Below are 26,770 nucleotides of genomic sequence, written 5' to 3'. Positions count from 1 at the left end.
GCTGGCAGAAGACGCCGAGGAAGTCCTCGGCCTTCTGTCAGGTGAGCGCCCGCGGGTGGCTGCTGGCGTACACCTCGCGCAGCCGGTCGACGGTGACCAGCGTGTAGACCTGCGTGGTGGTCACCGAGGCGTGGCCGAGCAGCTCCTGGACGACGCGGACGTCGGCGCCGCCGTCGAGCAGGTGGGTGGCGAAGGAGTGCCGCAGCGTGTGCGGCGACACCTCCGCCGTGAGGCCGGCCCGCTCCGCCGCCGTCCGCAGGATGGCCCAGGCGCTCTGCCGCGACAGCGAGCCGCCGCGCGCGTTGAGGAAGAGCGCGCCGCCGCGCACGCCGGTGCGGCCGGCCGCGGCCAGCGCCGGACGGGCGCGCACCAGGTAGTCCTCGACCGCCGCGAGCGCGTAGGACCCCACCGGCACGATCCGCTGCTTGCCGCCCTTGCCGGCCAGCCGCACCACCGACTGGCCGCGGTCGAGGTCGTCGACGGCCAGCCCGACCGCCTCGGAGATCCGGGCCCCGGTGCCGTACAGCAGCTCGAGCAGCGCCCGGTCGCGGAGCCCGCGCGGCCCCTCCAGCGCGGCGGCGGCCTCGATCAGCGCGACCACCGACTCGACCGGGATCGCCTTGGGCAGCCGCCGCGCCGGCGCCGGCGGGCGCACCTCGTGGGCGACGTCGTCGGGCACCAGCCCGTCGAGCAGCGCGAACCGGTGCAGCCCCCGGACGGCGACCACCGCGCGCGCCGCCGACGTGGCCGACAGCGGCGGGTGGTCGTCGTCCCCCTGCCGGAGCGCGGCGAGGAACCCGGCGACGTCGGACTCGGCCACCTCGCCGAGCCCGCGCACGCCGGCGGCGTCGAGGAACTCGGTGTAGCGGCGCAGGTCGCGGCGGTAGGCCGAGACGGTGTTGGCCGACAGCCCGCGCTCGACGGTGAGGTGGTCGAGGTAGCCGGCCACCACCCGCTCGATCGGGGACCTCGTGGCCGTGGCGGTCAGCGGAGCACCTCCTCGAGGGGGACGGCGGTCATCCCGTGCGCGTCGGCGACCTCGGGCAGCACCACCTGCCCGGAGACGACGTTCACGCCGTGCGCCAGCGCCGGGTCCGAGTGGACGGCGGCCGCGGTGCCCTCGTTGGCCAGCGCCATGACGTAGGGCAGCGTCACGTTGGTCAGCGCGTGCGTCGAGGTGTTGGGCACCGCGCCGGGCATGTTGGCCACGCAGTAGAAGACCGAGTCGTGCACGCGGAACGTCGGGTCGTCGTGCGTGGTGGGGCGGGTGTCCTCGAAGCAGCCGCCCTGGTCGACGGCGATGTCCACGAGCACCGACCCGGGCTTCATCCGCGACACCAGCTCGTTGCTGACCAGCGTGGGCGCCTTCGCACCGGGCACCAGCACCGCCCCGATGACCAGGTCGGCGTCGAGGACGGCCCGCTCGACCTCGTAGGCGTTGGAGGCCACCGTCTGCAGGTGCCCCTGGTAGATGCGGTCGGCGGCGCGCAGCTTGTCGATGTCCCGGTCCAGGACGACGACCTCGGCCTGCATGCCCAGGGCGATCGCGGCGGCGTTCATGCCCGACACCCCGGCGCCGATGACGACCACCTTGGCCGCGTAGACGCCGGAGACGCCACCGAGCAGCACGCCGCGGCCGCCGTGCGCGCGCTCCAGGCTGTGCGCGCCGACCTGCGGCGCCATCCGCCCGGCGACCTCCGACATCGGGGCCAGCAGCGGCAGCGCGCCGCCGGCGGTCTGCACCGTCTCGTAGGCGATCGCGGTGGTGCCGGAGGTGACCAGCGCGTCGGTGCACTCCTTGGACGCCGCCAGGTGCAGGTAGGTGAACAGCGTCTGCCCGGCGCGGAGCCGGGGGTACTCCTCGGCGACCGGCTCCTTGACCTTGAGCAGCAGGTCGGCGTCGGCCCAGACGTCGTCGGCGTCGGCCACGATCGTCGCCCCCGCGCCGGTGTAGTCGCCGTCCGGGATGGACGACCCCTCCCCCGCGCCCCGCTCGACGAGCACCGTGTGCCCGGCCCGCACCAGCTCGGTCACCCCCGCAGGGGTGAGCGCCACCCGGTACTCCCGGTTCTTGACCTCTCGGGGAACCCCGACCCGCATCGTCCGCTCTCCTGGTCCCGGTGGGACGTCCCGAGGGTGACGGGCGCCGCACCGCGTCGTGGGCCCGCCCGGTCGGGGCACGCCTCGCGCGGAGTCTAGGAGGGCCGGGCCGCCCCGGGGATCACCCGGCGGTGGTGGCGAACCCGCAGGCGGTGACGGCGGCGCTGCAGACGTCCTCGTCCTGCTGGCCGGTGCCGCCGCTGGCGCCGAGCGCCCCGACCAGCTGCCCGTCGGCGTAGACCGGGACGGCGCCCGGCTGCGGCGTGAAGCGGCCCCCGGTCATCGTGGTCAGCGCGGTGGAGAAGTTCGGCAGGCTGTCCATCTTGGCCTTCTGGCCGGCGCTGGGCATGCCGTAGGCCGCTGCGGTCCAGGCCTTGCCCTGGGCGACGTCGGTGGAGATCCACGGTGCGCCGTCGGTGCGCAGCACGGCCACGAGGTGGCCGCCGGCGTCCATGACGGCGAAGGACATGGGCACGCCGACCCGGGCGCACTCCTCCCGGGCGGCGGAGAGGAGGGCCAGGGCCTGGTCGGAGGTCAGCACGGGGTCAGCCTGCCAGCGCCCCCGAGGTCTCCGCCTGCGGGGAGGGCGGCCGGGGCGGAAGGTGGTCGGGTCCCCCGTCCGGCAGGAGGAGTGCCCGTGCCCCTGTACGCCCCGTCCCCCGCGCTGCGCGGTCGCCAGCTGGCCGCCGACGTCGGGCTGCTGGCCTGGCTGGTGCTCTGGGTGTCCGTGGCCCGGACGGTGCACGGCGCGGTCCTGGCCCTGGCCGAGCCCGGCCGCGCCGTCGAGGACCTCGGCGCGTCGGTGGCCGGCAGCATGTCCTCGGCCGCGGAGGCCGCCGAGGACGTCCCCGTGGTCGGCGACGAGCTGGCCACGCCGTTCGAGGCCCTGGGCTCGGCCGGCGGGTCGGTCGGCGGCGCGGGACAGGCCGCGCAGGACGCCGTGGGCACGCTGGCCACGGTGCTCGCCGTCGTCCTCGTCGTCCTCCCGGTGGGCTGGCTGCTGCTGCGCTGGCTGTCCTGGCGGCTGGGCTGGGTGCGGGCGGCCGGCGCGGCCCGGCGGCTGGCGACCGCCGACCCCGCGGTGCTCGCGGCGCGGGCGCTGGCCACCGCGCCGCTCGGCCGGCTCGCCGACCTGCCGCCCGGCACCGCCGACGCGTGGCGCGCCGGCGACCCGGCCGCGACCCGCGCGCTGGCCGCCGTGGAGCTCGCCCACCTGGGGCTGCCCGCGGACACCCTCGAGCGGGACGAGCGCCGGTTGGGGTTGAGGTGACGCCTGGGACTGCCGATGACCGGGAGGACACCAGGAGGTACTGCGTGGCACGACGGGCACGACGACGGGGACGCGGGACCGGCACGGTCGCCGCGGTGGCGGCGGTCGGGCTGATCGCGCTCAGCGGGCCGGTCACCGGGGTCGCCGCTACGGTGACCGCCTCCCGGACGGCGCTGCCCGCGGCCCCGGCACCCGCGGCGGCGCTCCCCCGCCCGGTCACCGTCGTCGCCCCGCCCCCGGCCGCGCCGGCCGCCGTCCCGCCGGTCAGCGTGGTGGACGTCCCGCGTCCGCGGCAGCTCGAGGTCCGGGTGCGCCCCGGCGTCCCCCACGGCGTCGTGCCCGACACCGACCCGCCGCCCTCGTCGTGCGGCGGCTACGCCAACCCCCGGCAGATCCTCCCCGGCGTGGTGCCCGGCGTCGCGTCGGCCACGGTGAGCTGGCAGGCCGACGGGCACACCGAGGTGCAGCGGTACCGGGTGCGGGGGGTCAGCCAGCGGCTGGTCCCCGGCCTGCAGCCCGAGCCGCCGTCGTTGATCGCGCCCCAGCCCGCCGACTGCGCGCCGGTCACGGTGACCTTCGCCGGGCTGACGTCCGGCGTCCCCTACGTGTTCTGGCTCGAGGAGGAGGTGCCCGACACGTTCGGCGTCCTGCGCTGGGTGCAGGTGGGCACCTCCGCCCCCGCCGTCATCCGGTGAGGACCACCCGTCCCCCCACGCCTCGCACGCTCGGCGCGGGACCCTGGGGGACGGCCGTCCCTGCCGGGGCTACGTGGCGTCGGCGGGGCGCAGCTGCGGCGCGGTCGCCCGGGCCTGCGCCGCGGCGAGCACGCCGATGACCGCCGAGGAGTTGCGGATCCCGCCCGAGAACACCCGCTGCACCGCCTCGTCGAGCGGCACCCGCTCCACGGTCATGTCGAGCTCCTCGTGCTCGACGACGAAGCCCTCCGGCCGGTCGACGGCCGAGAGCCCCTCGGCGAGGTAGATCAGGATCTGCTCGTCGCAGAAGCCCGGCGTCGAGTAGTTGTTCGCCAGCAGCGACCAGCGTTCGGCCGCCAGGCCCGCCTCCTCGGCCAGCTCGCGCTTCGCGGTGGCCAGCGGGGCCTCGCCGTCGGCGTCGCGCAGGCCGGCGGGCAGCTCCCAGAGGTAGCCGCGGACCGGGTGGCGGTACTGGCGGACCATCACGACCCGCCCCTCGTCGTCCACCGCGGCGACGCACACGGCGCCGATGTGCCGGACGATCTCCCGCACGCTGTCCCCGCCGCCGGGCATCGCGACGGTCTCCTTGACGAGGGTGATGATGCGGCCCTCGTGCACGGTCTCGCTGGCGAGGACCTCGTACTCCCCCGGCCGCGCGGGCTCGGCCACTAGATCCCGACCTTCTCGTCCTCGTCCAGCGGCACGGGCAGCCGCGCGGACTCGGAGAAGTCGATCGCCGCCTGCACGAACGCCGCGAACAGCGGGTGCGGCCGGGTCGGGCGGCTCTTGAGCTCCGGGTGGGCCTGGGTCCCGACGAAGAACGGGTGCACCTCGCGGGGCAGCTCGGCGAACTCGACCAGCAGCCCGTCGGGCGAGGTGCCGGAGAAGACCAGCCCGGCCTCGCCGATCCGGTCGCGGTAGGCGTTGGCCACCTCGTAGCGGTGCCGGTGCCGCTCGGTGATCTCCGTGGAGCCGTAGGCCTGGGCGACGACCGAGCCCTTCTGCAGGGACGCCGGGTAGCTGCCCAGCCGCATCGTGCCGCCCATGTCGCCGCGCCCCGCGACGACGTCGACCTGGCTGGCCATCGTCGCGATGACCGCGTCGGGGGTGTCCGGGTCGAACTCGGCGGAGTTGGCCTCGGGCAGCCCGGCCAGGTTGCGCGCGGCCTCGATCACCATGCACTGCAGGCCCAGGCACAGGCCCAGCAGCGGGACGCCGTTGACCCGGGCGTGCCGGATGGCGCCGAGCTTGCCGTCGATCCCGCGCACGCCGAACCCCCCCGGGATGCAGATGCCGTCGACACCGGCCAGCGCGCGCTCGGCGCCCTCCGGGGTCTGGCAGTCGTCGGAGGGCACCCAGCGGATCTCCACCCGGCTGCGGTGGGCGAACCCGCCGGCCCGCAGCGCCTCGGTGACCGACAGGTAGGCGTCGGGCAGGTCGATGTACTTGCCGACCAGCGCGATCGTCACCGTCTGCTTCGGCGCGTGGACCCGGTCGAGCAGGTCGCCCCACACGGTCCAGTCGACGTCCCGGAACGGCAGGCCCAGCCGGCGGACGACGTAGGCGTCCAGGCCCTCGCGGTGCAGCACCTTGGGGATGTCGTAGATCGACGGCGCGTCGGGGCAGGAGATGACGCCCTCGGCGTCGACGTCGCACATCAGGCTGATCTTGCGCTTGAGGCCGGTGCCGATCTCCCGGTCCGAGCGGCACACCAGCGCGTCGGGCTGGATGCCGATGTTGCGCAGCGCGGCGACCGAGTGCTGCGTCGGCTTGGTCTTCAGCTCCCCGGACGGCGCGATGTAGGGCACCAGCGAGATGTGCAGGAAGAAGCAGTTGTCCCGGCCGATCTCGTGGCGCACCTGGCGGGCGGCCTCGAGGAAGGGCAGCGACTCGATGTCGCCGACGGTGCCGCCGACCTCGGTGATGACGACGTCGACGCGACCGGGACCCTCGGCGGCGGCCATGATCCGCGACTTGATCTCGTTGGTGATGTGCGGGATGACCTGCACGGTGTCACCGAGGTACTCGCCGCGCCGCTCCTTGGCGATCACGTCCGAGTAGACCTGGCCGGTGGTCACGTTCGACCGGCCGGTGAGGTCGGTGTCGAGGAACCGCTCGTAGTGCCCGATGTCCAGGTCGGTCTCGGCGCCGTCCTCGGTGACGAACACCTCGCCGTGCTGGAACGGGTTCATCGTCCCGGGGTCGACGTTGAGGTAGGGGTCCAGCTTCTGCATGGTGACCCGCAGGCCACGGCTGGACAGCAACGCCCCGAGGGAGCTGGCCGTCAGGCCCTTGCCGAGAGAGGAGACGACCCCACCGGTGACGAAGACGAACTTCGTCGGCTGGGAGTTGTGGAGCAGAGTCCTCGCCCCGAAGTCATGTACCCCGTAGTCATGGTCACGCGTTCCATGCGGTCGATCCACGGGAGACCACCGTAACACGATCAGCCCCCTCCCCCGCCGGGCCCGCGGCCGTGCCGTCGGCTCCCGCCGCGCCTCCCCCGCCCGGGTCCCGCGGAGCCGCCGCGAGCCACACCAGCAGCGGCACCAGCAGGGACGCCGCCGTCGCCGGCAGGGCCACCCCGGAGTCGTTGGCCGCCGCCCCCAGCGCCAGGCTGAGCGCGACGGCCAGCAGCCCGGCCCGCAGCACCGCGAGGTCGCCCGGCGGCAGCAGGTCGCGGCGGCCGCGGAGCAGCCCGGGCCCGCGCAGCGGCCCCGGCAGCCGGCGCTGCAGCCACCTCCCCCACCGTCCCGCCGCCGGGCGCACCAGCCAGACGGCGGCGACCAGCGCGACCGGCAGCAGCCAGGCCAGCGGGCTGCCGAACAGGATGCCGAGGTTGGCCTCCGCCTTGCGGGTGACCACCGTCCACGCCTCGCCGGTGAGCAGCTGCTCGACGAAGCGGCCCAGGTGGCTGCGTTCGGCGGGCGGCCGCAGCCAGTCGACGTAGGCCAGCGAGCCGACCGCCGCCACGGCCAGCGCCAGCACCGCCGCCATCCGGGTCACCGTCACGCGGGTGCCGGTCAGCAGCATCGCCAGCAGCAGGAAACCGGGCAGCGCCGCCAGCACCCCGCCGAAGTCGCGGCCCAGCGCCGGCGACCCGACGACCAGCACGGTGAGCGCCCCGGCGCCGAGCACGACGGCCGCGGTCACCACCCGCGCCCGGCCCGCGGGGGCCCGGCGGGCGGCGGCGGTGGCGAGGAGGGCGGTGAGCAGCAGCGCGCTGACCGCGAGCAGGCCGAAGCCGAGGTTGCCGTAGCCGGTGAACCGCCCGGCCACGATCGGGTCGTAGCCGAGCAGCCCGTCGAGCTCGAGGGTGGACCCGGTCAGGACGTCGCCGACGAGGGTGCCCAGCGTGACCGCCAGGACGACGACCGGCGGGCCCAGCGGGCGCCGCCGCCAGGGCCCCAGCGCGGCGATCGCCAGCACCGCCAGCGCGGCGAGCAGCACGCTCCCGGCCAGCGCCAGGCGGGGCACGCCGGCGCGCTCCCAGGGCAGCAGCCCGGCGAGGTAGCTGGCGACCGGCACCGCGGCGGCCCCGAGGGCCACCGGGCGCAGCGCACCACGCAGCCGCTCCCCGGCCGGGCGTGGTGCCCGGTCGCGGCGCCGTCCCCCGGCCGCGAGCAGGCCCAGGCCGACGACGGCGGCGTCGAGCAGCACGAGGGCCCAGAAGAAGGTGCCCGTGCTGCGGTAGTGGACGGAGGCGGCGGTGTTGGCCTGCTCGAGCGCCTCGATCGCCTCGGCGAGCGGCGGCCGCTCGCCGTCGGCCTGCAGCGCCTGCCCGTTCATCGACGCCGGCCGCTCCAGGCCCAGGGCGGCGAGGACGGTGGGCGCGACGTCGATCAGCTGCACGAATGGCGCCCGGCCGGTGCTCGCCGAGGTCAGCCAGCGCTGCTCGTCGAACCCCGGCCCGGAGGCGATGCCGACGTGCAGTTGCGCCCGCCCGTCGTTGACCTCGGAGACGCCCTGGACCAGCAGCAGCGTCTCCCCCGGCGCCGCCGCCACGGCCTCGACCATCCGGCCGAGGGCGGCGTCGATGCCGGCGAGTGCGGCGGCGCGGGGCCGCGGCTCGGTGCCGGTGTCGCTGCCCTCGAGCCCCGGCTCCCCGGCGTCCACCAGGTCGTCGAGGCCGACCAGCACCAGCGGGCAGCCGGTCAGCAGCTCGCCGGGGTCGGCGGGCAGCTCGTCGCGCTGGCCGGTGGTCACGCCGGGCGCGGCGACGGCCAGCGCCGGTGCCCGGCCCACGACGGTGGCGCAGCCGACCGCCACCCCCAGCGCCGCGGGCTCGGCGCCGAAGCGGGCCGTGGCGGGGTCGTCGGCGGCCGCGGCGACGGCGGCCTGCGGATCGGCCAGCCCGGCCGCGGCCAGCCGCTCCTGCAGGCCGCAGTGCGACAGCGCGGGGCTGGCCGGCGGCACCGGCGAGGTCTGCTCCTGCGACGGCTGGGCGCCCGGATCGGTCGGCGCCTCGGGAGGCAGCGGCACGGTCGGCAGCGGCACCGGCGGCATCGACTCGTCGGGGGCCGGGAAGCGGGCCCGGTTGCCCGCTCCCAGGGTGGCCCAGCCGTCGAGCACGCAGCTGGTGGCGCGGGCGGCCCGCACCGACACCGCGCCGATCGGGGACCTCTCCGCCAGCGCCCACAGCGCCGGCGTGGCCTGCGGGTCGACGTCCTCCCACACCAGACCGGGGACGCCGACGACGACCACGCGGTCGGCGCCCGCCCCCTCGGCCGGCGCGGCGGCCGCGGGAGCGGCGGGGACCGCCACGGCGGTCAGCAGGACCGCGAGGACGGCGAGCAGCAGCGCCCCGAGCCGGGTCATCGCGGTGCGCCGAGCAGCTCGCGGTAGAGGGCGACCAGCTGGCGGGCGGTGGCGGCCTCGTCGGGCCAGGTCGCCGCCTGCCGGCTGCCGGCCTCGACCAGCGCCCGGGCGCGCACCGGGTCGCCGAGCAGGCCGGTGACCGCGTCCGCCAGCGCCGCGGCGTCGCCGACCGGCACCAGGGCCGCGCCGTCGCCGAGCAGCTCGGGCAGGCCGCCGGTGCGGGTCGCCACCAGCGGGGTGCCGGCGCGCAGCGCCTCCTGCGCGGTGAGCGAGCGGGCCTCCCACCGCGAGGGCAGGACGGCGAGGTCGGCGGCGGCCAGCAGGTCGGCGACGTCGCCGCGCCGGCCGAGCAGCACCACCGGCAGCCGCTCGGCGGCGATGCGGGCGGCCAGCTCGTCGTGCAGCGGTCCGTCGCCGGCCACGGCGACCAGCGGAGGGCGCGGATCGGCGGCCCACCGGCCGGCGGCGTCGAGCAGGACGTCGTAGCCCTTCTGCGGGTGCAGCCGCCCCACGGCGACCACCAGCGGGCGGCCGTCGGCGACCCCCAGCTCGGCGCGCACCTCGGCGGCCGGCCGGGCCGGGGCCGGCAGCGGCGGGGCGGAGACGGGCGCGACCCGGACGTCGCGCGCGCCCTGTCGCCAGGCGTTCTCGGCGAGGTCGCCGGAGGCGGCGAGGACGACGTCGGCGCCGCGGATCGTGGCGCGCTCGGCCAACCGCAGCACCCGGCGCAGCGCGCCCCCGCGCTCGGGCAGGGCGTTGTGCAGCGTGAGCACCAGCGGCCGGCCGCCGCGTCCGCGGGCGGCCGCGGCGACCAGGCCGGCGCGCAGGCCGTGGGCGTGCACCAGATCGGCGGCGGCGGTGGCGCGGCGCAGCCCGGCGATGGCGCGGGCGTCGGCCACCGGGGAGAGGCCCGCGGAGATCTCGACGGGCGCGAAGGCGGCGCCCGCGGCGGTGAAGCGGAACAGCCGCTCGGTCGCGGCGGGCCCGCACACCCGCACGTCGGCGCCGGCCGCGACGAGGGCGGGCAGCACCGCGCGCACGTGCGTGCCCACCCCACCGGTGCTGGTGGCCAGGACCTCGGCCACCCGGCGGCCCTGCAGCGGGAGCCGCTCAGCCACCGTGCACCTCCTGGGGATCGCTCCGACGCAGCCCGCGCACCGCCGCCAGCAGCGGGCGCCGCGCGGTTCCCATCATGACCGCCGCGGCGACGGCCAGTGCGGCTGCCGCGGCGAGCACCCCGGCGCCGACGGTCGCGACGAGGCGGCCCTGCGGGACCGGGTCGGCGCCCAGCGCGCCGGCGACGGCCAGCCCCGCGGCGGCGGCGAGCGCGGCGGCGAGCAGCGCGGGCAGCCCGGTCCGGACGACGCCGGCGAGCCCGGCCGGGCCCACGACCCGCGCGACGACGGCGAGCAGCGCCAGCCCGGCCACGGTGACCCCGGCGCTGTGCCCGGCGGCCAGGGCGACGCCGCGGTCGGCCGCGGGCAGCACCGCGGCGAGGACGACGTCCGCCGCCACCGCGAGCAGCCAGCCGCCGAGCACGCACGCCGTCGGCGCCCGCCACAGGCCGCGGGCGTAGAGCGCGCGGGAGAGCACCGCCACCACCCCGTAGCCGGGCAGCCCGGGGGCGAAGGCGACGATCGTGTCGCGCAGCGCGCCCACCACGCCCGCCGGCTCCCCGGCGAGGAACACGCCCGCCATCGGCCCGGCGACCGCGACCAGCACCGCCGCGGCGACGGTCGAGGCGACGACGACGAGGGCGGTCACCGGGGCCAGCGCCCGGCGGAACCCGGCCTCGTCGCCGGTCTCGGCCCGCTCGGCCAGCCCCGGGTAGGCCGAGGTGGCCAGCGGCACCGCCAGCGCGGCCCACGGCACGAGGAAGACCGTCAGCCCGGCGGCGTAGACCACCTGGGTGCCGTCGGGCGCGCCGGCGTTGGCCAGCCGGATCGCCACCGCGGCCAGCAGCTGCTGCCCGGCGAGGGTGAGCACGCCGGCCACGGCCAGCCGGCGCACCCGCGGCGCGGCGCCCACCGGGAAGCGCAGCGACGGCCGCAACCCGAGGCGCAGCCGCCGCACCGGCAGCAGCAGGGACAGAGACAGTGCGGCCACGCCGAGCGTCGTCCCGACCGACAGCACCAGCTCCGCGGGGGTGCTCAGCCCCTCCGCCGTCCGGCTGCCGCCGATCGCGGCGAAGGCCAGGTACGCCCCGGCGACGACCACGCTCGACAGCAGCGGCGCGAGCGCGGGCGCGGCGAAGCGGCGGTGCGCCTGCAGCACGCCGGTGAGCACGATCCCGATGCCGTACAGCACGACCTGGGGGGCGAAGACGACGAGGAAGCGGGCGGCGAGGTCGACCTGCCCCGGGTCCTGCGAGCCCAGCAGCAGCCGGGCGACCGACTCGGCGCACACCGCGAGCAGCACGGCCAGCGGGGTGAGCACCAGCAGGCTCCAGCCGAGGAGCGCCGAGGCGGTGCGCCGCACCTGCTCGCGGTCGCCGGTGGCGATGCCGCCGGCCAGCATCGGGACGACGAGGCTCGCCAGCGCACCCCCGGCGACCACCTCGAAGACGATGTTGGGGACGTTGTTCGCCGCCAGGTAGGTGTCCCCGGTGCTGCCGGCGCCGACGGCGTTGGTGAACACCAGGGTGCGGCCGAACCCGGCGAGCCGGGCCAGCACGGTGAGGACGGCGATCAGCACGGCGGCGCCGGCGACCCCCTGGACGACCTGCCGGGGGCCCATGCGACCTCCTCGCCGGCGCTCGTCGGCCACACGAGCCGGCCCGCTCCACCCACTGGTGGGCTCGCGCGCTCGCTCACGCACCGCGGCGGCGGCCGAGCCGGTCCAGGTCCCGCAGGACGGGGGTGGCCTCGATGACGCGCGTGAAGCTCACCCGCTCGCTGGCCAGGGTGAGCCCGACGACCACCGCGAGGGCCCCGGCCCGCGCCGGGCGCCCCGGCACCGCGGCCAGCCGCAGCCCGAGGATGGCGCCGACGGCGTTGGCGCCGCAGTCGCCGAGCATGACCCGCTCCCCCAGGTCGGCCGGCAGCACGGCGAGGCTCGCGCCGAACGGCCCGGCGACGAGCGCGCCCGACGGGCTCCCCAGACCCGCGGCGGCGACGAGCGCGGCGGCCTTGGCCGCGCGGCCGGGACGCAGGTCGAGCAGGTTGACCAGGTTGGCCGTCCCGGCGACCAGCCCGGTGGTGAGGACGGCGTCGGCGAGCGTGGTGAGGCGGTGCAGCCCCGCTGCAGGTAGAAGGCCCCCGTCCCCCCCGTGAAGGACCCTCCTGCCCCCCGCCACTCGCAGGCTCGCGGCGGGACCCTGCAGGAGGGCCGATCGAGGCTGGGGGCGGTGCCCTGGACGGGGCCGCTGGGGGGCAGCGGGGTCCTTGTAGAGGAGGGCCGCGGCCGCGGCGGCGGCGCCGATGCCGGCGACCTTCACCGCACCGGCCGACACCCGCCCGGCGCGCAGCGCGCGCAGGTGCCCGGCCAGCCCCTTGTCCCGTGCCTGCTCGGGGCGGGCGCCGGCGAGGTCGTCGTAGCCGCCCACCAGCCCCGACACGCTGCCGACCAGCGCGGCGGCCGCGCGGGTGCCCGCGGGCCCCCCGGCCACCGCGGACGCCGTCGCGGCCAGCGCCAGGGCCGGGCCGCCGAGCAGGGTCACCGGACGGCCGGCGTAGTTGGTGCGCCGCCAGGGCGCGCCGGCCGGGCGCGCGTCGAGCGCGGCGGCCCCGGCCAGGCCGAGCCGGGCCGCGGCGGCACCGGCGAGGGCGAGCAGCGCCAGGCGCCGCGCGCCGCCGTCGGGGCTGCGGCGGGTCACGGGGTCGCGCTGGGGATCGGCGGGACCGGCTGGGCGTCCTCACCCGTGCCGTAGGCGCCCGAGGTGCCCGCGCTCTCCCGCCCGAGCGCGAGCACCGTGCTGATCCGGCCGGACGCCGAGTCGACGTTGTCCACGGTCGAGACGGCCACCGAGTTCTCCGGGTCGGCCCGGATGACGCCGACCAGACCGGTCTCGCCGGCCGAGGTCGCGTCCCCCGCGACGACGGCACCCGAGCCGGCGGCGTCGAGGGCCAGCGCCAGGTCGACGAGCGTGTCGGTGCGCTGCTCGGCGTCCTCCCCGGCCGGGGCGCCGGCGGTCAGCACCACCGCGAAGTCGGCCGGGGTCACCGAGCTGGACTCGACGTCCAGGACGTCGAGGGCCCGCAGGCCGGCCAGCACGGAGGAGAGAGCGGCGGTGTCCGGGGCGGGTGCGCCGGGCGCCGTCGGGCGCATCAGCGCCTGGGCCAGCAGCGAGCCGACCAGCTGGCCGGTGTCGTCGGTCTCGGGCAACGTGAGGCCGGTCGGCAGGCCCGGCCCCGTCACGTAGCTCTGCACCTCGGCGGCGGTGGCCGGGTCGGTGTACTCCGGCTGCAGCCGGATGGTGCCGGTCAGGGTGCCGCCGGCCTGGCCGACGAGGGTGGAGACGTCCTCGACCGTGTCGGCGGCGACGTCCTCGGTGGCGACCAGCACGACGCTGCGCCCGGCCAGGCTGCCGGCGACCAGCGCGGGGGCGACGGCCTCCTCGAAGGCGTCACTCGTGTCCAGCTGGGTCTGCAGCTCCCGGGTCTGCGTCTCCAGGTCCCGCTTGTCCTCGGTGAGCGTGGCCACCTGGCCCTCGAGGTCCTCGAGGATCGGCGCGTTGAGCGCGGTGGTGCCGATGACGATGCCCAGCGCGACGGCCAGGAAGACCGCGATCAGCGAGACCAGGTGGTAGCGGAAGTCGATCACGAGAAGAGGTTCTCCAGCCAGAACACGAAGCTGTTCCATTGGTCGACCATCAGGTCGAGGTAGACGCGGCCGGCCGCGGAGACGGCGAGGGCCGACCCGATGGCGATGAAGGCGGCGAGCACCAGGACGACGAGGGTCAGCGTGGAGATGCGGCTGCGGTAGAGCCGGCTCACGCCCTTGGCGTCGACGAGCTTGCCGCCCAGCCGCAGCCGGGTGAGGAAGGTGGAGGCCATGCCACCGCGGCCCTTGTCGAGGAACTCCACCAGGGTGGCGTGGGTGCCGACGGCGACGATGAGCGAGGCGCCCTTCTCGTCGGCCAGCAGCATCGCGATGTCCTCGCTGGTGGCGGCGGCCGGGAAGGTGATCGCCTCGACGCCGAGGTCCTGGACCCGGGCCAGGCCCGGCGCCCGGCCGTCGGCGTAGGCGTGGACGACGACCTCGGCGCCGCTCTTCAGGACCTCGTCGCTCACCGAGTCCATGTCGCCGATGATCATGTCCGGGCGGTAGCCGGCCTCGACGAGCGCGTCCGCCCCGCCGTCGACGCCGATCAGCACCGGGCGGTAGTCCCGGATGTAGGACCGCAGCGCCTGCAGGTCCTCCTTGTAGTCGTAGCCGCGGACGACGACCAGCACGTGCCGGCCCTCGATCGGCGTGACCACGTCGGGGACGCCGACGCCGTCGAGCAGCAGCGCGCGCTCGCGCTTCATGTACTCCATCGTGTTGGTGGCGAACGCCTCCAACTGGACCGACAGCCCGGCCCGCGCCTCGGCCATCGCCTCGGCGACGGACTCCGCGGTCTGCTGGGTGCCCTCGGCGAGGACGGTGCCGTCCTCCAGCAGCAGCTGGTTGCCGTCGACGCGGACCGCCGTCCCCTCCTTGACCGCCGAGAGCACGTCCTTGCCGACGCCGTCGACGAGCGGGATGCCGGCGTTGACGAGGATCTCGGGGCCGAGGTTGGGGTAGCGGCCGGAGGTGCTGGGGGCGGCGTTGACCACCGCGGCGACCTTGCACGCGACCAGGGAGTCCGCGCTGACCCGGTCGATGTCGACGTGGTCGATGACCGCGACGTCACCCGGGCGCAGCCGCTTGGTGAGGTTCTTGGTGCGGCGGTCCAGCCGCACGGTGCCGGTCACTCCGGGGGCCGCTTCCGGCGCCCGGCCACGGCGGAGAGAGCCGATGCGCATGGCCTGCACTCTCCCACGGAGGCTCAGCACCGCTGTCCTCCGACGCGCATCGACGACTCTATGGTCACTCAGAGTGACCGACACCACGGAACGGCGACACGCCGGGCCCGAATGGCCGACGAGCCCCTCCGGCGCACTCGGGCGGGCTGTCTAGCGTTGTCCGGGTGACTCCAGGGGCGCGGGCGGTCGGTCGTACGGACTCCGACGACGAGGTCCGACCGGAGGCGTCGGACGCGGTCGTCCACGAGCTGTCCGCGCCCGAGCCGCCGGCCGGTGCCGACGACGAGACGCCCCCGCTGCCCGGAGCCACCACCCCGGCCGCTCCGCCTGTGCCGACCGAGCAGGAACAGCCCGCCCGTGGCCGGCGCGGCCGGCGTGCCCTGCGCGGACCGGGCCTGCGCGAGCGGCGCCGCCAGCAGACCCGCGCCACGATCATCGAGGCCGCCGCCGCGCTGTTCGCCGAGCGCGGCTTCGACGCGGTGAGCGTCGTGGAGATCGCCCAGCGCGCCGGCGTCGTCGAGAAGACGGTGTTCAACCACTTCCCGGTCAAGGAGGGGCTGGTCTTCGAGGCCGATCCGCCGATGCGCGCGGCGCTGCTCGAGACGGTGCGCACCCGGCCCGCCGGGGAGTCGGTGAGCGCGGCGGCCGGCACCTTCATCGTCCGGGCGATGAGCGGGCTGGGCGCGCCCGAGGCCGCGGCCGGCGTGGCGGAGATGGCGCAGGTGATCCGCGGCAGCCGCACCCTGCAGGTGCGCGAGCGCGAGATCCTCGGCGAGCTGACCACGGCGCTGGCCGAGCTGATCGCCGAGGAGACGCGGGCCGAGCCCGGTGAGCTGGCGCCGTGGCTGGCCGCGCACGCGGTGCTCGGCCTCTACGCCGCGCTGCTGGAGCTGGCCCGCGACCGGGTGCTCGCCGGGGTGTCCGGTCCGGAGCTGTCGGCCGAGCTCCGCGCCCGCGGCGAGCGTGGCCTGGCGCTGCTGCAGTTCGGCCTCGCCGGCTACGCCAAGCGGCGTTGAGCCTCGCTCGAGCACTGGTCGTCACCGCGAGTGGGCAGTTCGGGTCGGCGTCTTCGGCGTGTCCGCGGATGTCGGCGTCCCCATCTGCCCACTCGGCAGGACAGGTGATCAGACGGGCAGCTGCAGCGCCCGCAGCAACTGGCCGGCGCGGTCGCCGGGGATGTCCGGGTCCTGGGTGAACAGCGCGACGGCGACCATGTACTCGCCCTCCCCCGCCCAGCCCCGGCCCTCGGCGACCAACCGGCGGATGTGGTCGCGCACCTTGGGCTCGCTGCTGTACTCGCCGTAGTCCAGGCCCATCGCGAGGAAGTTGGCGACCCGGTAGCCGAGGTCCTCCGCCGTCCGGACCGTCGTCTCCGGGTCGGCGTAGCTCGGCACCGCGGTGACGACGTTGCGGTAGCCGGCCTTGAGCAGCTGCAGCACGAGGTCGTTGCCGTACACCCCGCCCCACAGCTCGGGCATGAGGATGTCGCGGTCCGGCGCCGGGATGTAGGGCGGGTTGGCGATCACCGTGGACGCCACTGCCCCGGCTGCGGAGTCGGCGCCGTCGAAGAAGTCGCCGAGTTCCACGGTGTACCGGTCGGCGACCCCGCGGGCGGCGATGTTCTCGCGGGCTCGTTCGACCGACGGGGCGCTGATGTCGAAGCTGCGCACCCTCAGCTCCGGCAGGCCGGCCACCACGTCGGCGATGGCGGTGGCGTCACCGGTGCCGAGCTCGACGACGCCCTCGCGCGCCCAGCCCAGCTGTTCTCGGTACTGCGTGAGCAGCATGCAGACACTGAACCCGTAGTGCGCCGACTCGTCGGCGGAGGAGAAGCAGCTCACCGGGCGGCACCGGTCAGCGGGCGGTGGGCGAGGAACCGCGCGACCGCGGCGGTGCGACGTCGGTGGGGCACGATCCGGCCCTACCCCACTCGTTCCGCCGTCACTCCTGCCGTCCCTCGACTGGCTGGTCCCCCCGCCCGGCTGGTCCCTCCGCCGGGTTACGCCGCTGCCCGCGCCGTGGCCGCCACGGCCAGCAGCTCCCGGGCGTGCGCCTGACCGGTGTCGCTGTCGGCGAGCCCGGACAGCATCCGGGCCAGCTCGCGGACCCGGTCCTCGCCGTCGACCGCCCGGATGTCGGTGGCGGTCACGCCCGCACCGGTGTCCGGGGACTTGTCGACGACCAGGTGGGTGTCGGCGAACGCCGCCACCTGCGCCAGGTGGGTGACGACGACGACCTGGTGCCGCCGCGCCAGCCGCGCCAGCCGCCGGCCGATCTCCCCGGCGGCCTGCCCGCCGACCCCGGCGTCGACCTCGTCGAAGACCATCACCGGCACCGGGTCGGCCCCGGCGAAGACCACCTCGATGGCGAGCATCACCCGCGACAGCTCACCACCGGAGGCGCCCTTGTGCACCGGCCGCGGCGGGGCGCCGGGGTGCGCGGCCATCAGCAGCGCCACCTCGTCGATGCCGTCGGGGCCGGGGGCGTCCGGGTCGCTCTCGATGGAGAACGAGACGCGGGCGCTCTTCATCGCCAGCCCGGCCAGCTCCCGGCCCACCTCGGCGGCGAAACCGTCGGCCGCCGCACGCCGCCCGGCCGACACCTGCGCGCCGAGGTCGTCGACCTCGGCCCGGGCGGCGTCGCGCGCGGCCTCCAGCGCCTCGAGCGCCTCGTCGGAGACGTCGAGCTCGTCCAGCCGGCGGCGGGCGTCCTCGGCCCAGGCCAGGACGCCGGCCACCCCCTCGCCGACATCGGCGTACTTGCGCACCAGGGCGGTGATCGCCGCACGGCGGTCCAGCACCTCGGCCAGCCGCGCGGGGTCGGCGTCGAGGTCGGCGACGTAGCTGGCCAGCTGGCCGGCGACGTCGGAGACGACCGCGACCGCGTCGTTCAGGTCCTGGGCCAGCATCACCAGCGTGGGGTCGTCGGAGGCGGCCAGCGCCCGCTCGGCGATGGCCAGCGCGGCGCTGGCGTCCTGCGGCAGGTCGTCCCCGAGGTCGCCCGTGACGTCGCCGACCAGCGCGGTGCGGGCCTCGTCGGCGGCGGCGCGCAGCGCGTCGGCGTCGCTGAGCCGCCGCGCCTGGGTGTCCAGCTCGTCGTCCTCCCCCGGCTGCGGGCCCACGGCCTCGATCTCCTCTAGCCCGTGCCGGAGGACGTCGGCGGCCTGCGCCAGCTCCCGGGCCTGGCCGCGGCGGCGCTCGAGGTCGCCGGCCAGCTGCCGCCACCGGCCGTACGCCTCGCGGTAGCGGTCCAGCAGCTCCAGGTGGGCGGTGCCGGCGTAGCGGTCCAGGGCCCGGCGCTGCTCGGCCGGGCGGGACAGCCGCAGCTGGTCGCTCTGCCCGTGCACCGCGAGCAGCCCCTCGGCGAGCTCGGCGACGACACCCACCGGGACGCTGCGCCCGCCGAGGTGCGCACGCGACCGCCCCTCGGCGCTGACCGTGCGGGCCAGGATCAGCGTGCCGTCGTCGTCGGGGTCGGCGCCGGCATCGGCCGCCCGCTCCCACACCGGGGAGTCGGCGGGAAGCGCCAGCCGCCCCTCGACGCCGGCCCGCCCGTTGGCGCGCACCCGGCCGGGGTCGGCCCGGCCGCCGAAGAGCAGCGTCAGCCCGGTGACGACCATCGTCTTGCCCGCGCCGGTCTCCCCGGTGACCACGGTCAGGCCGTCGCCGAGCTCGAGGGTGACGTCGTCGATGGCGCCGAGGCCGCGGATGCGCAGCTCGGTCAGCCGGCCCTGCGTCGTCCCGCCGTCGGCCGGCTCGGGAGCGGCGACCGGCTCGGCCGGCTGCGCCGCGCGGGCCGGCCGCCGGGTCTCACGCGTCGTCGTCCGTGCCGCCACCGCGGCCTCCCTCCTCTCCGTCCCCGCGGACCCAGCCGCGGGTCAGCACGTTGCGGTCCGGGGCCATCTCGTGGCCCGGGTCGTGCCGGCGGGCGTCGCGGAACCCGCGCACCGGCAGGCCGAACTTGGCCACCAGCCGGTCGCCGAACGTGGTCTTGTGCACCCGCGCGATGCGCACCGGCCGGGCGGCCCGGCGGACGTCGACCCGCCCGCCCTCGGGCACCTCCAGCGCGCGCCTCCCGTCGGCCGACACGCGGGCGCGGTTGCCGTCGGCCGGGATGGCCACGGTGAGCACCGAGTCCGGCGAGGTGACCAGCGGGCGGGAGAACAGCGCGTGCGCGTTGGACGGGACGACCAGCATCGCCTCGACGTCGGGCCACACGACCGGCCCGCCGGCGGAGAACGCGTAGGCCGTGGACCCGGTGGGCGTGGCGAAGAGGACGCCGTCGCAGCCGAAGCTGGTCAGCGGGCGGCCGTCGATGGCCACGACGAGGTCGAGCACCCGGGAGCGCTCGGACTTCTCCACCGACGCCTCGTTCAGTGCCCAGGTGCCGCCGACGACGGCGCCGGTCGCGTCGAGGACGTCGACCTCGATGGCCAGGCGCTTCTCGACCGAGTACTCGCACTGCTCGATCGCGGTGAGGGTCTCCTCGACCGCCTCCGGCTCGGTCTCGGCGAGGAAGCCGACCCGGCCGAGGTTGACGCCCATGAGGGCGGCGTTGCTGTAGCGGGCGAGCTCGGCGGCGCGCAGGAAGGTGCCGTCGCCGCCGAAGACCATGACGATCTCCGCGCCACGGGCGGCCTCGGCGTCCGCGGGCACCACCTGGGCGCCCTCGATGCCGAGCGCCTCCGCCTCGTCCGCCAGCAACCGCACGGTGATGCCGCCCTTGGCCAGGCGGGCGGCGGAGCTGCGGGCGAGCTCGACGATGTCCTGGCGGCCGGTGTGCACGGCGAGCAGCACGTGCCGACGGCCGCTGGGTGCCCAGACGGTGGGGCTGACCTCTGTCACGCTTCCTCCTCGCTGGCGCTCGTCAGTCGCGTGCCAGGCAGTGCGGTGTCCCTGGGTGACCTCGCGAGCTCGATCACTGGCCCTCCTCGGGGGGTGGTGGCCGGCAGGGTGCCGGCGCGGCCGCGGTGCTCGCCGCCCGACGGGTGGTGGGTACCCGTCACGACGGGCCCTCCTCCACGGCGCGGCGCACCTCGTCCTCCCGCGGCGGCCCGGCGTCCCGGCGCAGCCAGAGGAAGAACTCGACGTTGCCGGCCGGCCCGGGGAGCGGGCTGGCGACGACGCCCGCCGTCCCCCACCCCAGCTCGGCGGCCGCCCGCGCCACGGTCAGGACGGCGTCCTGCCGGTGCGCCGGGTCGCGCACCACGCCGCCGGCGCCGAGGCGCTCGCGGCCGACCTCGAACTGTGGCTTCACCATGGGCAGCAGGTCGGCCTCGGGGGTGGCGCAGGCGGTGAGGGCGGGCAGCACCAGGCGCAGCGAGATGAACGACAGGTCGGCGACGACCAGGTCCACCGGGCCGTCGACCTGATCGGGCGTGAGCGTGCGGACGTTGGTGCGCTCCAGGACCCGCACCCGCTCGTCGGTGCGCAGCGACCAGGCCAGCTCCCCGTAGCCGACGTCGACCGCCACGACCTCCCGGGCGCCGCGGCGCAGCAGCACCTCGGTGAAGCCGCCGGTGGAGGCTCCGGCGTCCAGCGCGCGCCGGCCCTCGACCTGGACGGGGAAGGCCTCGAGCGCGCCGAGCAGCTTGTGCGCCCCGCGGGAGACCCAGGTGGGCTCGTCGGGATCGGTGCGGACGACGACGGGCGTGTTGGCGTCGACCCCCGTGGCGGGTTTGGTGGCGGCCCGCCCGGAGACGGCGACCCGCCCCTCGGCGATGAGGGCGACGGCGTGCTCCCGGGAGCGGGCCAGGCCCCGCCGCACGAGCTCCGCGTCGAGCCGGCTGCGGCGGACCATCAGAGCTGGTCGATCGTGCCGAGCTCGCGCTGCAGCCGGGCGTGTTCGGCCTCGAAGACGGCGACGTGCTCGGCCACCGGGCGCGTGGCGAGGTCGGCGAACGTCGTGCCCTCGTCCGCGGCCGAGGCCTCCACCCGCACCGCCTCGGGAGACGCCGTTGCGGCCGGGACCGGCGCCGGACCGCCCCACGGGCCGGGCCGGGGCGGCCCCGGGACCGGTCGCGGTCGGGACGGGTCGGTCATCGCGGGCCTCTCGGGTGGACGGGCGCGGCACGAGCCGGCGCCGGCAGGACCTCGGGGACCGGCGGTCCGGGCACGGCCCGGTGCTGTTCCCCCGGCCCGCGAGGGTACCGGCCGGGGGTGACGCGCACGGGCCGGCGGCGGGCGCTAGCGTTCGGCCGCCCGGTCCCCGAACGCGATGGAGGCGTGCCCGCGTGGCGACGATGGAGCAGTGCATGACCGCCCTCGAGGGCATCCTCGGCGACCTCGCGGCCAAGCCGGCGGCGCAGGGCCTCGACCGCAGCCTGTCCTGCCGGCTGACCGACCTCGGGCAGGTCGTCCGAGGCCGGCTGGCCCGGGGCTCGGTGCGCGACTTGCGGACCGAACCCGACGGCTCGTCGGTGGAGAAGGCCGACATCCGGCTCACCATGTCCAGCGACGACCTCCTCGCGCTGACCGATGGGCGGCTGTCGTTCGGCCCGGCCTGGGCGTCGGGGCGGGTGAAGCTGGAGGCCGGCCTGCGGGACATGCTCCGGCTGCGCTCCCTCCTCTGAGGAAGGCCCCTCCTGCCCCCCACCGTGGAAGGACCCCGTCCTCCTCGCGCCTCGCAGGGTCGGGACGAGCCTCGGGGGGGGGGGGGCGGCGGGCCCCCGCAGGAGGGCCGTGCGGCTCACCGGGCCACCTCAGGACGGCAGGCCCCACTGCCGCAGCACGACGGCGGCGGCCTCGTCGTCGGCGGTCACCTGCACCGGCGCGGCGGCCTCGGGGTGCCGCCCCCAGTGCGCGACGCAGAGGGCACGGAGCCCGTCGAGGCCGTCGGCGCCCGCGGGTGCCCCGACGCCGTCCCGGCCCAGCCGCAGGGGTCCGTCGCCGCACCGGACCGTCCACTCCCCGCAGCGCCACCTCCCGTCCTCGGTGACCACGCCCGGGTGGGGGGTGAGCAGGCCGCCGGCGTCCGGCGCGAGCAGGTCGGGACGCCGGTCCGGGCCGGCGGCGAGCAGGACCGGCGGGTCGGTCACGCCGGTGAGGACCAGCAGCGTCGCCGCGCCGGCCCGGCGCCCGCCCTCGACGTCGGTGTCCAGCCGGTCGCCCACGACCAGCGGACGCCGTGCGCCCGTGCGCCGGACGCACTCGGCGTGCATGGCCGGGTCCGGCTTGCCGGTCACCAGCGGACGCCGGCCGGTCACGGCGCTGACCACGCCCACCAGCGCGCCGTTGCCGGGCAGCGGGCCGCGCGGCGAGGGGATGGTCGCGTCCGCGTTGGTGGCGACGTGTTCGGCGCCGTTGCGCACCGCCACCACGGCCTCGGCCAGCTCGGTCCACCCGACGTCGCGGCCGTAGCCCTGCACCACCGCGAGCGGCTCGTCCTCGGCGCGGCTCACCACGGCGAGTCCCGCGGCCTCGAGCGCGGCGGCGACCCCGGGACCGCCGACGGGCATCACACGGGCGCCGGCGCCGAGCCGCTGCGCGACGACGGTGGCCGCCGCCTGCGAGCTGGTGATCACCTCGGCGGCGCTCGCCGGGACGTCGAGGGCGGTGAGGTGCCCGGCGACCTCCTCCGGCGTCCGTGAGGCGTTGTTGGTGACGAAGCCCAGCCGCATGCCCGTGGCGCGCGCGGCCGCCAGCGCCTGGGGCACGCCCGGCACCGCCTCGGGACCGACGTAGACGACGCCGTCGAGGTCGAGCAGCGCGACGTCGTACACCTGGCAGGGCGGCTCGGCGGTGCCGGCCGACAGCGGGACGAGTGCGTCGGTCACGAGGTCTCCCCGCCGCGGCGGGCCCGCACGCCGCGCAGTGCCCGGGAGTAGTGGCCGAGGTCGGGCCGCATCGCCACGGCGAGTGCCAGGTGCTCGGCGGCCAGGTCCAGGTCGCCCGCCCGGCTGGCCGCCAGGCCCAGGCCGAACTGCGCGTAGTCGTCGGCCGGGTTGCGGACGGTCAGCTCGCGGAAGGTGCCCATGGCCTCGGCGTAGCGGCCGGCGTCGTACTGGGCGCGTGCCAGGGCCTCCAGCAGGCTGCGCGAGCCGGGTTCGGCCTCGGCGGCGCGCGCCAGGATCGTCGCGGCCGCGGCCGGGTCCCGGTTGGCCAGCAGCTGCAGTCCCCGCTGGTACCAGTCGTAGACGTCGCCGTCGGGCACCCCCGCGTCGGTCACCGCCGCTCCCTCGGTCCGGGTGCGGCCGGACGGTGTCGACGCCGCCGGCTCTCCCCCGCAGCCCGCGACCGGCACCGACCGGAGCGCACCGCTCCTACGATTCCCGTCGTGCTCTCGTCGTCGGCGGACTCCGCGCACCCAGCAGCTGCGACGGGACTCGAGGTCCGGCCCTTCCGCGCCCTCACCTACCGGCGACGAGACCCCGGCCACCTGGCCCGGGTGAGCTCGCCAGCCTACGACCTGGTGACCCCGGAGGGGCGGGACCGGCTGACCGCCGCCGATCCGCACAACATCGTGCGCCTCATCCTGCCCGGCGTCGCGTCCGGCCCCGACGGCGCCGACGCGACGCGCCGCTCCGTCGCCGGAGCCGCCGCCACGCTGCGCGACTGGGAGACCAGCGGCGTGCTGGAGCGCGACCGCGGCGCGGCGCTGTGGGTGTACACCATGCGCCCGGCGGACGGCGCTCCCGAGACGGTCGGCTGGCTGGGGGCGGTCGGGTTGCCGCGGGCCGGCTCCCGCGCCGTCCTGCCGCACGAGGACACCTTCCCGGTCGCCGTGGAGGGACGCCGCGCCCTGCTCGCGGCCACCGCGACCGACCTGGAGCCCATCGTGCTGGCGCACGACCCGCAGCCCGACGTCCCGGCGCTGACCGCCACGGCCCAGGACGGCGCGCCGACCCTCGAGGTGACCGACGCCGACGGCGTCCGGCACGCCTTGTGGCGGGTCGCCGACCCGGCGCTCAGCGCCGCGGTCACCACGGCGCTCGCCGAGACGGGCGCGGTCATCGCCGACGGGCACCACCGCTTCGCCGCCGCGCGGGCGTACGGGGCGCACGCCATCCTGGCCCTCGTCACCCCCATGGGACCGGGCGGGCTGCGGGTGCAGCCGATCCACCGGGTGGTGCCCGACCTGGCCCTCGACGAGGCGCTCCCCACGGCGGCGGCCGGCTTCCGGGTCACCGAGCTCGCGGCTGCCGGCAGTCCCGCCGAGGTCGTCGAGCGGTGGATCACCGACCCCGCCGAGTCGGGCCTGCTCGTCAGTGACGGCTCCCGGGTGGTGCGGCTGGACTCCCCCTCGGAGGACGTGCTCGCCGCCGTCCCCGCGGAGGCGCCCGCGGCGTGGCGTGGCCTGGACGTCGTACTCGCCCACCACGGCCTGGTGCAGCGGCTGTGGGGGCGCGACGACGACCACGGGGGTGTGCTCATCGCCCACGGCGTCGAGGAGGCGCTCGACGGCGCACGGAACCGCCGCGGCGTGGCCGTGCTGTTGCGCGCCCCCTCTCCGGCCGACGTCGCCGCCGTGGCCCGGGCGAACGCCCGCATGCCGCGGAAGTCGACGCTGTTCGTGCCCAAGCCGCGCACGGGCCTGGTGCTGCGGCCGCACGGGGACTGACCGGCCGCTCAGGCGGTGCGGGCGTCGGGGCCCGCGGACCGGGGCACTTTGCGCCCGCGCCGGCAGTTGACCTCCGTCACGGACGCGGTGCCGGAGGCGGTCCGCCAGAACCGTCGCTGCAGCGCGCCCTCGACTTCGACGACGTCACCGGCCTGCCAGGCCGTGATCCGCCGCTGCAGCGCCCGGTCGTAGGTGATGCAGGGCAGCGTGTCGGTCGACTGCCCCCTCGCCCGAGGCTCGGGCCGGCGCACCACCAGCCGGAAGCTGACCAGCGTGTCGCCGCTGGGCAGGGTCCTGACCTCGGCGGGGGCGGACAGCCTCCCACGGAGCACCACGTCGTTCCGGTCGATCACAGCCACGCTCATGACGGCAGCCTCACCGCCCGGTCCGGGCCGGACCAGGTCCGTCGGCGGGCTGTGGACCGAGGGGGCCGGTGTGGACGACGCCGCCACGGCTGTCGGTGGTCAGTGCTCGGCGTCGCCCTCGGTCGCGTCGGTCTCACCCAGCAGCTCGGCGACCTCGGCCTCGACGTCCTGGTCGAAGTCGTAGTCGCCGACCGCGACGTCCTCGTCCACGTCGTGGTCGCCGACCTCGACGCCGTCCCGGTCGTCCGCCTCCTCGGCCGCGTCGGCCGGCACGGCGGGCTCCGATCCGGTCCCCGCCGCAGCGGGGTCCTCGTCCGGAGCCGGGTCGGCCGCGGACAGCTCCTCCTCGGAGAACTCGACGTCGTCCTCCGGCGTGTGGGCGGCGACCGCGGCGCGCCACTGCTCGGCGGCCCCTGCCTCGCCGGCCGCCTCGAGGAGGTCGGCGTAGGCGCCCGCCAGGCGCAGCACCGTGGGGTCGGTGAGATCGACCGAGTCCGGCCGCGGCGAGCCGCCCAGAGCGCCCTCCAGGACGAGCCGGGCCGCCGGGAGCTCACCCAGGTCCTGCCGCGCCCCGGCCTCGACCAGGCGGAGCTCCACGGCCTCCTCGGCGTCGGGCTGCTCGGCCAGCGCCTCGCGCACCAGCCGCAACGCCACCTCGGGACGCCCCAGCGCCCGCTCGCAGTCGGCGAGCACCGCCCGGTAGCCGGGGTCGCCGCTCATCCGGCGGTAGGCGCGCAGCTCGCGAGCTGCCTCGGCGTAGTCGCCGGCGTGGTACGCGGCCACGCCGACGGCCTCCCGGACGACGGCGATGCGCGACGCCCGGTCCCGGGCCGCCCGCGCGTGGGCGAGCGCCTCCTCGGGCTGGTCGTCGACGAGCGTGCCGGCGACGACGAGGTGTCCGGCCACCTTCTGGGCGTTGCGCGGGTCGAGGCCGCGCAGTGCCGCCCGCACCGACTGGTCGAGGTCGCGCGGGTCGGCCCACTCGGGGACCTCCGGGCCCGCCGGCACCGGCGGCGTGCGGTTCCCGGCATGACGGGGTCCCTCTCCACGCTCCGGGCGCCCGCGACGGTCGTCGCCGGGACGGCGGTCACGCCAGTCGCTGCGCGGTCCGCCCGAGCGGCCCTCCCGGGGCTGCCACTCGCTCCTCGACCCACCAGGACGCTGCGGACGCCCCTCGCGGCGGTCCGGCCCGGCGCCGTCGGCTCGTGCCGCGCGGGGGCGGTCCCGCCACCCGGTGCGGGCACCGTGGTCCCGGTCCCCGGCCGGACGGCGGTCTTGCCACTCGCTGCGCGCCCGTGCCGGGCGCCGGTCCTGCCAGTCCCCGCGCCCCGGGCGGTCTCGCTCCGCACGGGCGGGGCGGTCGCCCTGCGTCCGGTCACCTTGCGGACGCCGCTCGCGCCAGTCGGCGCGCCCACCGGTGGGCCGGTCGCCCTGCGGCCGACGGTCCTGCCACTCGCGACGGGGACCGTCGACTCCCGGACCGCCCTCCCGCTGCGGACGCCGGTCCCGCCAGTCCGACCGCCCGGCCCTCTCCGGCCGGTCGCCCTCACCCTGGGGACGACGCTGCGGTCGGTCACCCTCGGGACGGCGCTCCTGCCACCCGCCTCGGCTGTCCTCGGAACGGCCGCCGGGGGATCGCCGCCCCTGCCAGGCGCCCTGTCCGCCGCGACCGGCCGTGCCTCCGCGCTGGCCTGCGCCCCGTCCCTGCGGACGGCCCTGTCCGGAACCGCCACGGCCTCCTCGGGGTCCCTGTCCGCCGGTACCGCCGGCGCCTCGTCGCGGTGAAGTCATGACCGTGTGCGTACCTCAGAACTCGGAGCAGCACGCGCAGTGCTGCAGGAAGTGTGCGGAAATGACAGAACGGGGGTCAGAGCACGTGGCTCTGACCCCCGTTCTGGAGGAGTTGTCCGGCGGCGTCCTACTCTCCCACTCCGTTCCCGGAGCAGTACCATCGGCGCTGAGAGGCTTAGCTTCCGGGTTCGGAATGGTACCGGGCGTTTCCCTCTCGCCATGGCCGCCGTA

General features: G+C 77.0%; 25 protein-coding genes and 1 rRNA gene. 5 read left to right on the top strand and 21 right to left on the bottom strand.

Features of this window, described 5'->3' with window-relative positions; all coding sequences use genetic code 11:
* Window positions 1-37: 37 nt before the first annotated feature.
* From xerD to ACI79G_RS09800, 3 genes are all read right to left on the bottom strand, one after another.
* A complete protein-coding gene (xerD, locus tag ACI79G_RS09810; RefSeq protein WP_456880942.1) occupies window positions 38-949 on the bottom strand; it encodes a site-specific tyrosine recombinase XerD in 912 nt (303 codons plus the stop codon).
* 35 nt (window positions 950-984) lie between these two features.
* The gene (gene ald, locus ACI79G_RS09805) at window positions 985-2,100 is read right to left on the bottom strand and encodes an alanine dehydrogenase (protein WP_456880941.1); all 1,116 of its coding nucleotides are present in this window, start codon (window positions 2,098-2,100) and stop codon (window positions 985-987) included.
* Between the two features lie 121 nt (window positions 2,101-2,221).
* Entirely contained in the window at window positions 2,222-2,641 is a 420-nt protein-coding gene (locus tag ACI79G_RS09800) for a GlcG/HbpS family heme-binding protein (protein ID WP_456880940.1), read from the bottom strand.
* A 96-nt stretch (window positions 2,642-2,737) separates the two neighbouring features.
* On the opposite strand from ACI79G_RS09800, the gene ACI79G_RS09795 reads away from it, so the two are divergent.
* Both ACI79G_RS09795 and ACI79G_RS09790 read left to right on the top strand, forming a co-directional pair.
* The gene (locus tag ACI79G_RS09795; RefSeq protein ID WP_456880939.1) at window positions 2,738-3,370 is read left to right on the top strand and encodes a hypothetical protein; all 633 of its coding nucleotides are present in this window, start codon (window positions 2,738-2,740) and stop codon (window positions 3,368-3,370) included.
* 44 nt (window positions 3,371-3,414) lie between these two features.
* The gene (locus ACI79G_RS09790) at window positions 3,415-4,065 is read left to right on the top strand and encodes a hypothetical protein (RefSeq protein WP_456880938.1); all 651 of its coding nucleotides are present in this window, start codon (window positions 3,415-3,417) and stop codon (window positions 4,063-4,065) included.
* A 69-nt stretch (window positions 4,066-4,134) separates the two neighbouring features.
* On the opposite strand, the gene ACI79G_RS09785 is transcribed toward ACI79G_RS09790, so the two are convergent.
* The 8 genes from ACI79G_RS09785 to steA form a co-directional block, all read right to left on the bottom strand.
* On the bottom strand, window positions 4,135-4,734 hold the full coding sequence (locus tag ACI79G_RS09785) for an NUDIX domain-containing protein (protein ID WP_456880937.1): 600 nt from the start codon (window positions 4,732-4,734) through the stop codon (window positions 4,135-4,137).
* Window positions 4,734-6,488 (bottom strand): CTP synthase, encoded by a 1,755-nt coding sequence (locus tag ACI79G_RS09780; protein ID WP_456880936.1) that lies wholly within the window; start codon window positions 6,486-6,488, stop codon window positions 4,734-4,736. The genes ACI79G_RS09785 and ACI79G_RS09780 overlap by 1 nt, the downstream gene beginning before the upstream one ends.
* Window positions 6,463-8,880, bottom strand: coding sequence for a hypothetical protein (locus ACI79G_RS09775; protein WP_456880935.1), 2,418 nt, complete (start codon window positions 8,878-8,880; stop codon window positions 6,463-6,465). Before ACI79G_RS09775 ends, ACI79G_RS09780 begins: the two co-directional genes overlap by 26 nt.
* Window positions 8,877-9,998 (bottom strand): glycosyltransferase family 4 protein, encoded by a 1,122-nt coding sequence (locus tag ACI79G_RS09770; protein WP_456880934.1) that lies wholly within the window; start codon window positions 9,996-9,998, stop codon window positions 8,877-8,879. The genes ACI79G_RS09775 and ACI79G_RS09770 overlap by 4 nt, the downstream gene beginning before the upstream one ends.
* Window positions 9,991-11,616, bottom strand: coding sequence for a murein biosynthesis integral membrane protein MurJ (gene murJ, locus ACI79G_RS09765; protein WP_456880933.1), 1,626 nt, complete (start codon window positions 11,614-11,616; stop codon window positions 9,991-9,993). The genes ACI79G_RS09770 and murJ overlap by 8 nt, the downstream gene beginning before the upstream one ends.
* A 73-nt stretch (window positions 11,617-11,689) precedes the next feature.
* Window positions 11,690-12,694 (bottom strand): hypothetical protein, encoded by a 1,005-nt coding sequence (locus ACI79G_RS09760; protein WP_456880932.1) that lies wholly within the window; start codon window positions 12,692-12,694, stop codon window positions 11,690-11,692.
* Window positions 12,691-13,641: a copper transporter gene (locus ACI79G_RS09755; RefSeq protein WP_456880931.1), complete on the bottom strand. Its 951-nt coding sequence runs from the start codon at window positions 13,639-13,641 to the stop codon at window positions 12,691-12,693. The genes ACI79G_RS09760 and ACI79G_RS09755 overlap by 4 nt, the downstream gene beginning before the upstream one ends.
* Window positions 13,638-14,774 (bottom strand): putative cytokinetic ring protein SteA, encoded by a 1,137-nt coding sequence (gene steA, locus ACI79G_RS09750; protein WP_456880930.1) that lies wholly within the window; start codon window positions 14,772-14,774, stop codon window positions 13,638-13,640. Before steA ends, ACI79G_RS09755 begins: the two co-directional genes overlap by 4 nt.
* A 215-nt stretch (window positions 14,775-14,989) precedes the next feature.
* Between steA and ACI79G_RS09745 the strand changes: the two genes are divergently transcribed.
* Complete coding sequence (locus ACI79G_RS09745) at window positions 14,990-15,841, top strand: TetR/AcrR family transcriptional regulator (protein ID WP_456880929.1); 852 nt, start codon at window positions 14,990-14,992, stop codon at window positions 15,839-15,841.
* Window positions 15,842-15,949: 108 nt separating this feature from the next.
* Here ACI79G_RS09745 and ACI79G_RS09740 read toward each other — a convergent pair whose 3' ends face one another.
* The 5 genes from ACI79G_RS09740 to ACI79G_RS09720 form a co-directional block, all read right to left on the bottom strand.
* Window positions 15,950-16,612, bottom strand: coding sequence for a methylase (locus ACI79G_RS09740; RefSeq protein ID WP_456880928.1), 663 nt, complete (start codon window positions 16,610-16,612; stop codon window positions 15,950-15,952).
* Window positions 16,613-16,824: 212 nt separating this feature from the next.
* Window positions 16,825-18,660, bottom strand: coding sequence for a DNA repair protein RecN (recN, locus tag ACI79G_RS09735; protein ID WP_456880927.1), 1,836 nt, complete (start codon window positions 18,658-18,660; stop codon window positions 16,825-16,827).
* Window positions 18,635-19,669: an NAD kinase gene (locus ACI79G_RS09730; RefSeq protein ID WP_456880926.1), complete on the bottom strand. Its 1,035-nt coding sequence runs from the start codon at window positions 19,667-19,669 to the stop codon at window positions 18,635-18,637. The genes recN and ACI79G_RS09730 overlap by 26 nt, the downstream gene beginning before the upstream one ends.
* Before the next feature lie 157 nt (window positions 19,670-19,826).
* Complete coding sequence (locus ACI79G_RS09725) at window positions 19,827-20,624, bottom strand: TlyA family RNA methyltransferase (protein ID WP_456880925.1); 798 nt, start codon at window positions 20,622-20,624, stop codon at window positions 19,827-19,829.
* Window positions 20,624-20,758, bottom strand: a complete 135-nt coding sequence (locus ACI79G_RS09720; protein ID WP_456880924.1) for a hypothetical protein — start codon at window positions 20,756-20,758, stop codon at window positions 20,624-20,626. The genes ACI79G_RS09725 and ACI79G_RS09720 overlap by 1 nt, the downstream gene beginning before the upstream one ends.
* A gap of 320 nt (window positions 20,759-21,078) precedes the next feature.
* On the opposite strand from ACI79G_RS09720, the gene ACI79G_RS09715 reads away from it, so the two are divergent.
* Window positions 21,079-21,396 carry an alkyl sulfatase C-terminal domain-containing protein gene (locus tag ACI79G_RS09715; RefSeq protein WP_456880923.1) on the top strand — a complete coding sequence of 106 codons (318 nt, stop codon included), beginning with the start codon at window positions 21,079-21,081 and terminating at the stop codon, window positions 21,394-21,396.
* Between the two features lie 129 nt (window positions 21,397-21,525).
* On the opposite strand, the gene ACI79G_RS09710 is transcribed toward ACI79G_RS09715, so the two are convergent.
* Window positions 21,526-22,599 carry an HAD-IIA family hydrolase gene (locus ACI79G_RS09710; RefSeq protein WP_456880922.1) on the bottom strand — a complete coding sequence of 358 codons (1,074 nt, stop codon included), beginning with the start codon at window positions 22,597-22,599 and terminating at the stop codon, window positions 21,526-21,528.
* Entirely contained in the window at window positions 22,596-22,991 is a 396-nt protein-coding gene (locus tag ACI79G_RS09705) for a tetratricopeptide repeat protein (protein ID WP_456880921.1), read from the bottom strand. The genes ACI79G_RS09710 and ACI79G_RS09705 overlap by 4 nt, the downstream gene beginning before the upstream one ends.
* Window positions 22,992-23,099: 108 nt before the next feature.
* Here ACI79G_RS09705 and ACI79G_RS09700 point away from each other — a divergent pair, with 108 nt between their 5' ends.
* Window positions 23,100-24,383, top strand: a complete 1,284-nt coding sequence (locus ACI79G_RS09700) for a DUF1015 domain-containing protein (protein ID WP_456880920.1) — start codon at window positions 23,100-23,102, stop codon at window positions 24,381-24,383.
* Window positions 24,384-24,391: 8 nt separating this feature from the next.
* Here the strand turns inward: ACI79G_RS09700 and ACI79G_RS09695 are convergent, their stop codons facing one another.
* The 3 genes from ACI79G_RS09695 to rrf all read right to left on the bottom strand — a co-directional run bounded on the left by ACI79G_RS09695 (window position 24,392) and on the right by rrf (window position 26,770).
* On the bottom strand, window positions 24,392-24,748 hold the full coding sequence (locus tag ACI79G_RS09695; protein ID WP_091224223.1) for a single-stranded DNA-binding protein: 357 nt from the start codon (window positions 24,746-24,748) through the stop codon (window positions 24,392-24,394).
* A gap of 99 nt (window positions 24,749-24,847) precedes the next feature.
* Window positions 24,848-25,756 carry a tetratricopeptide repeat protein gene (locus ACI79G_RS09690; protein ID WP_456880919.1) on the bottom strand — a complete coding sequence of 303 codons (909 nt, stop codon included), beginning with the start codon at window positions 25,754-25,756 and terminating at the stop codon, window positions 24,848-24,850.
* A gap of 897 nt (window positions 25,757-26,653) precedes the next feature.
* Window positions 26,654-26,770: ribosomal RNA gene (gene rrf, locus ACI79G_RS09685) — 5S ribosomal RNA — on the bottom strand.

This window comes from Geodermatophilus sp. SYSU D00779 (genome assembly GCF_054050595.1).
The sequence above is the reverse complement of the archived record's forward strand: the minus strand, read 5'-3'. Positions and strand labels throughout refer to the sequence as shown.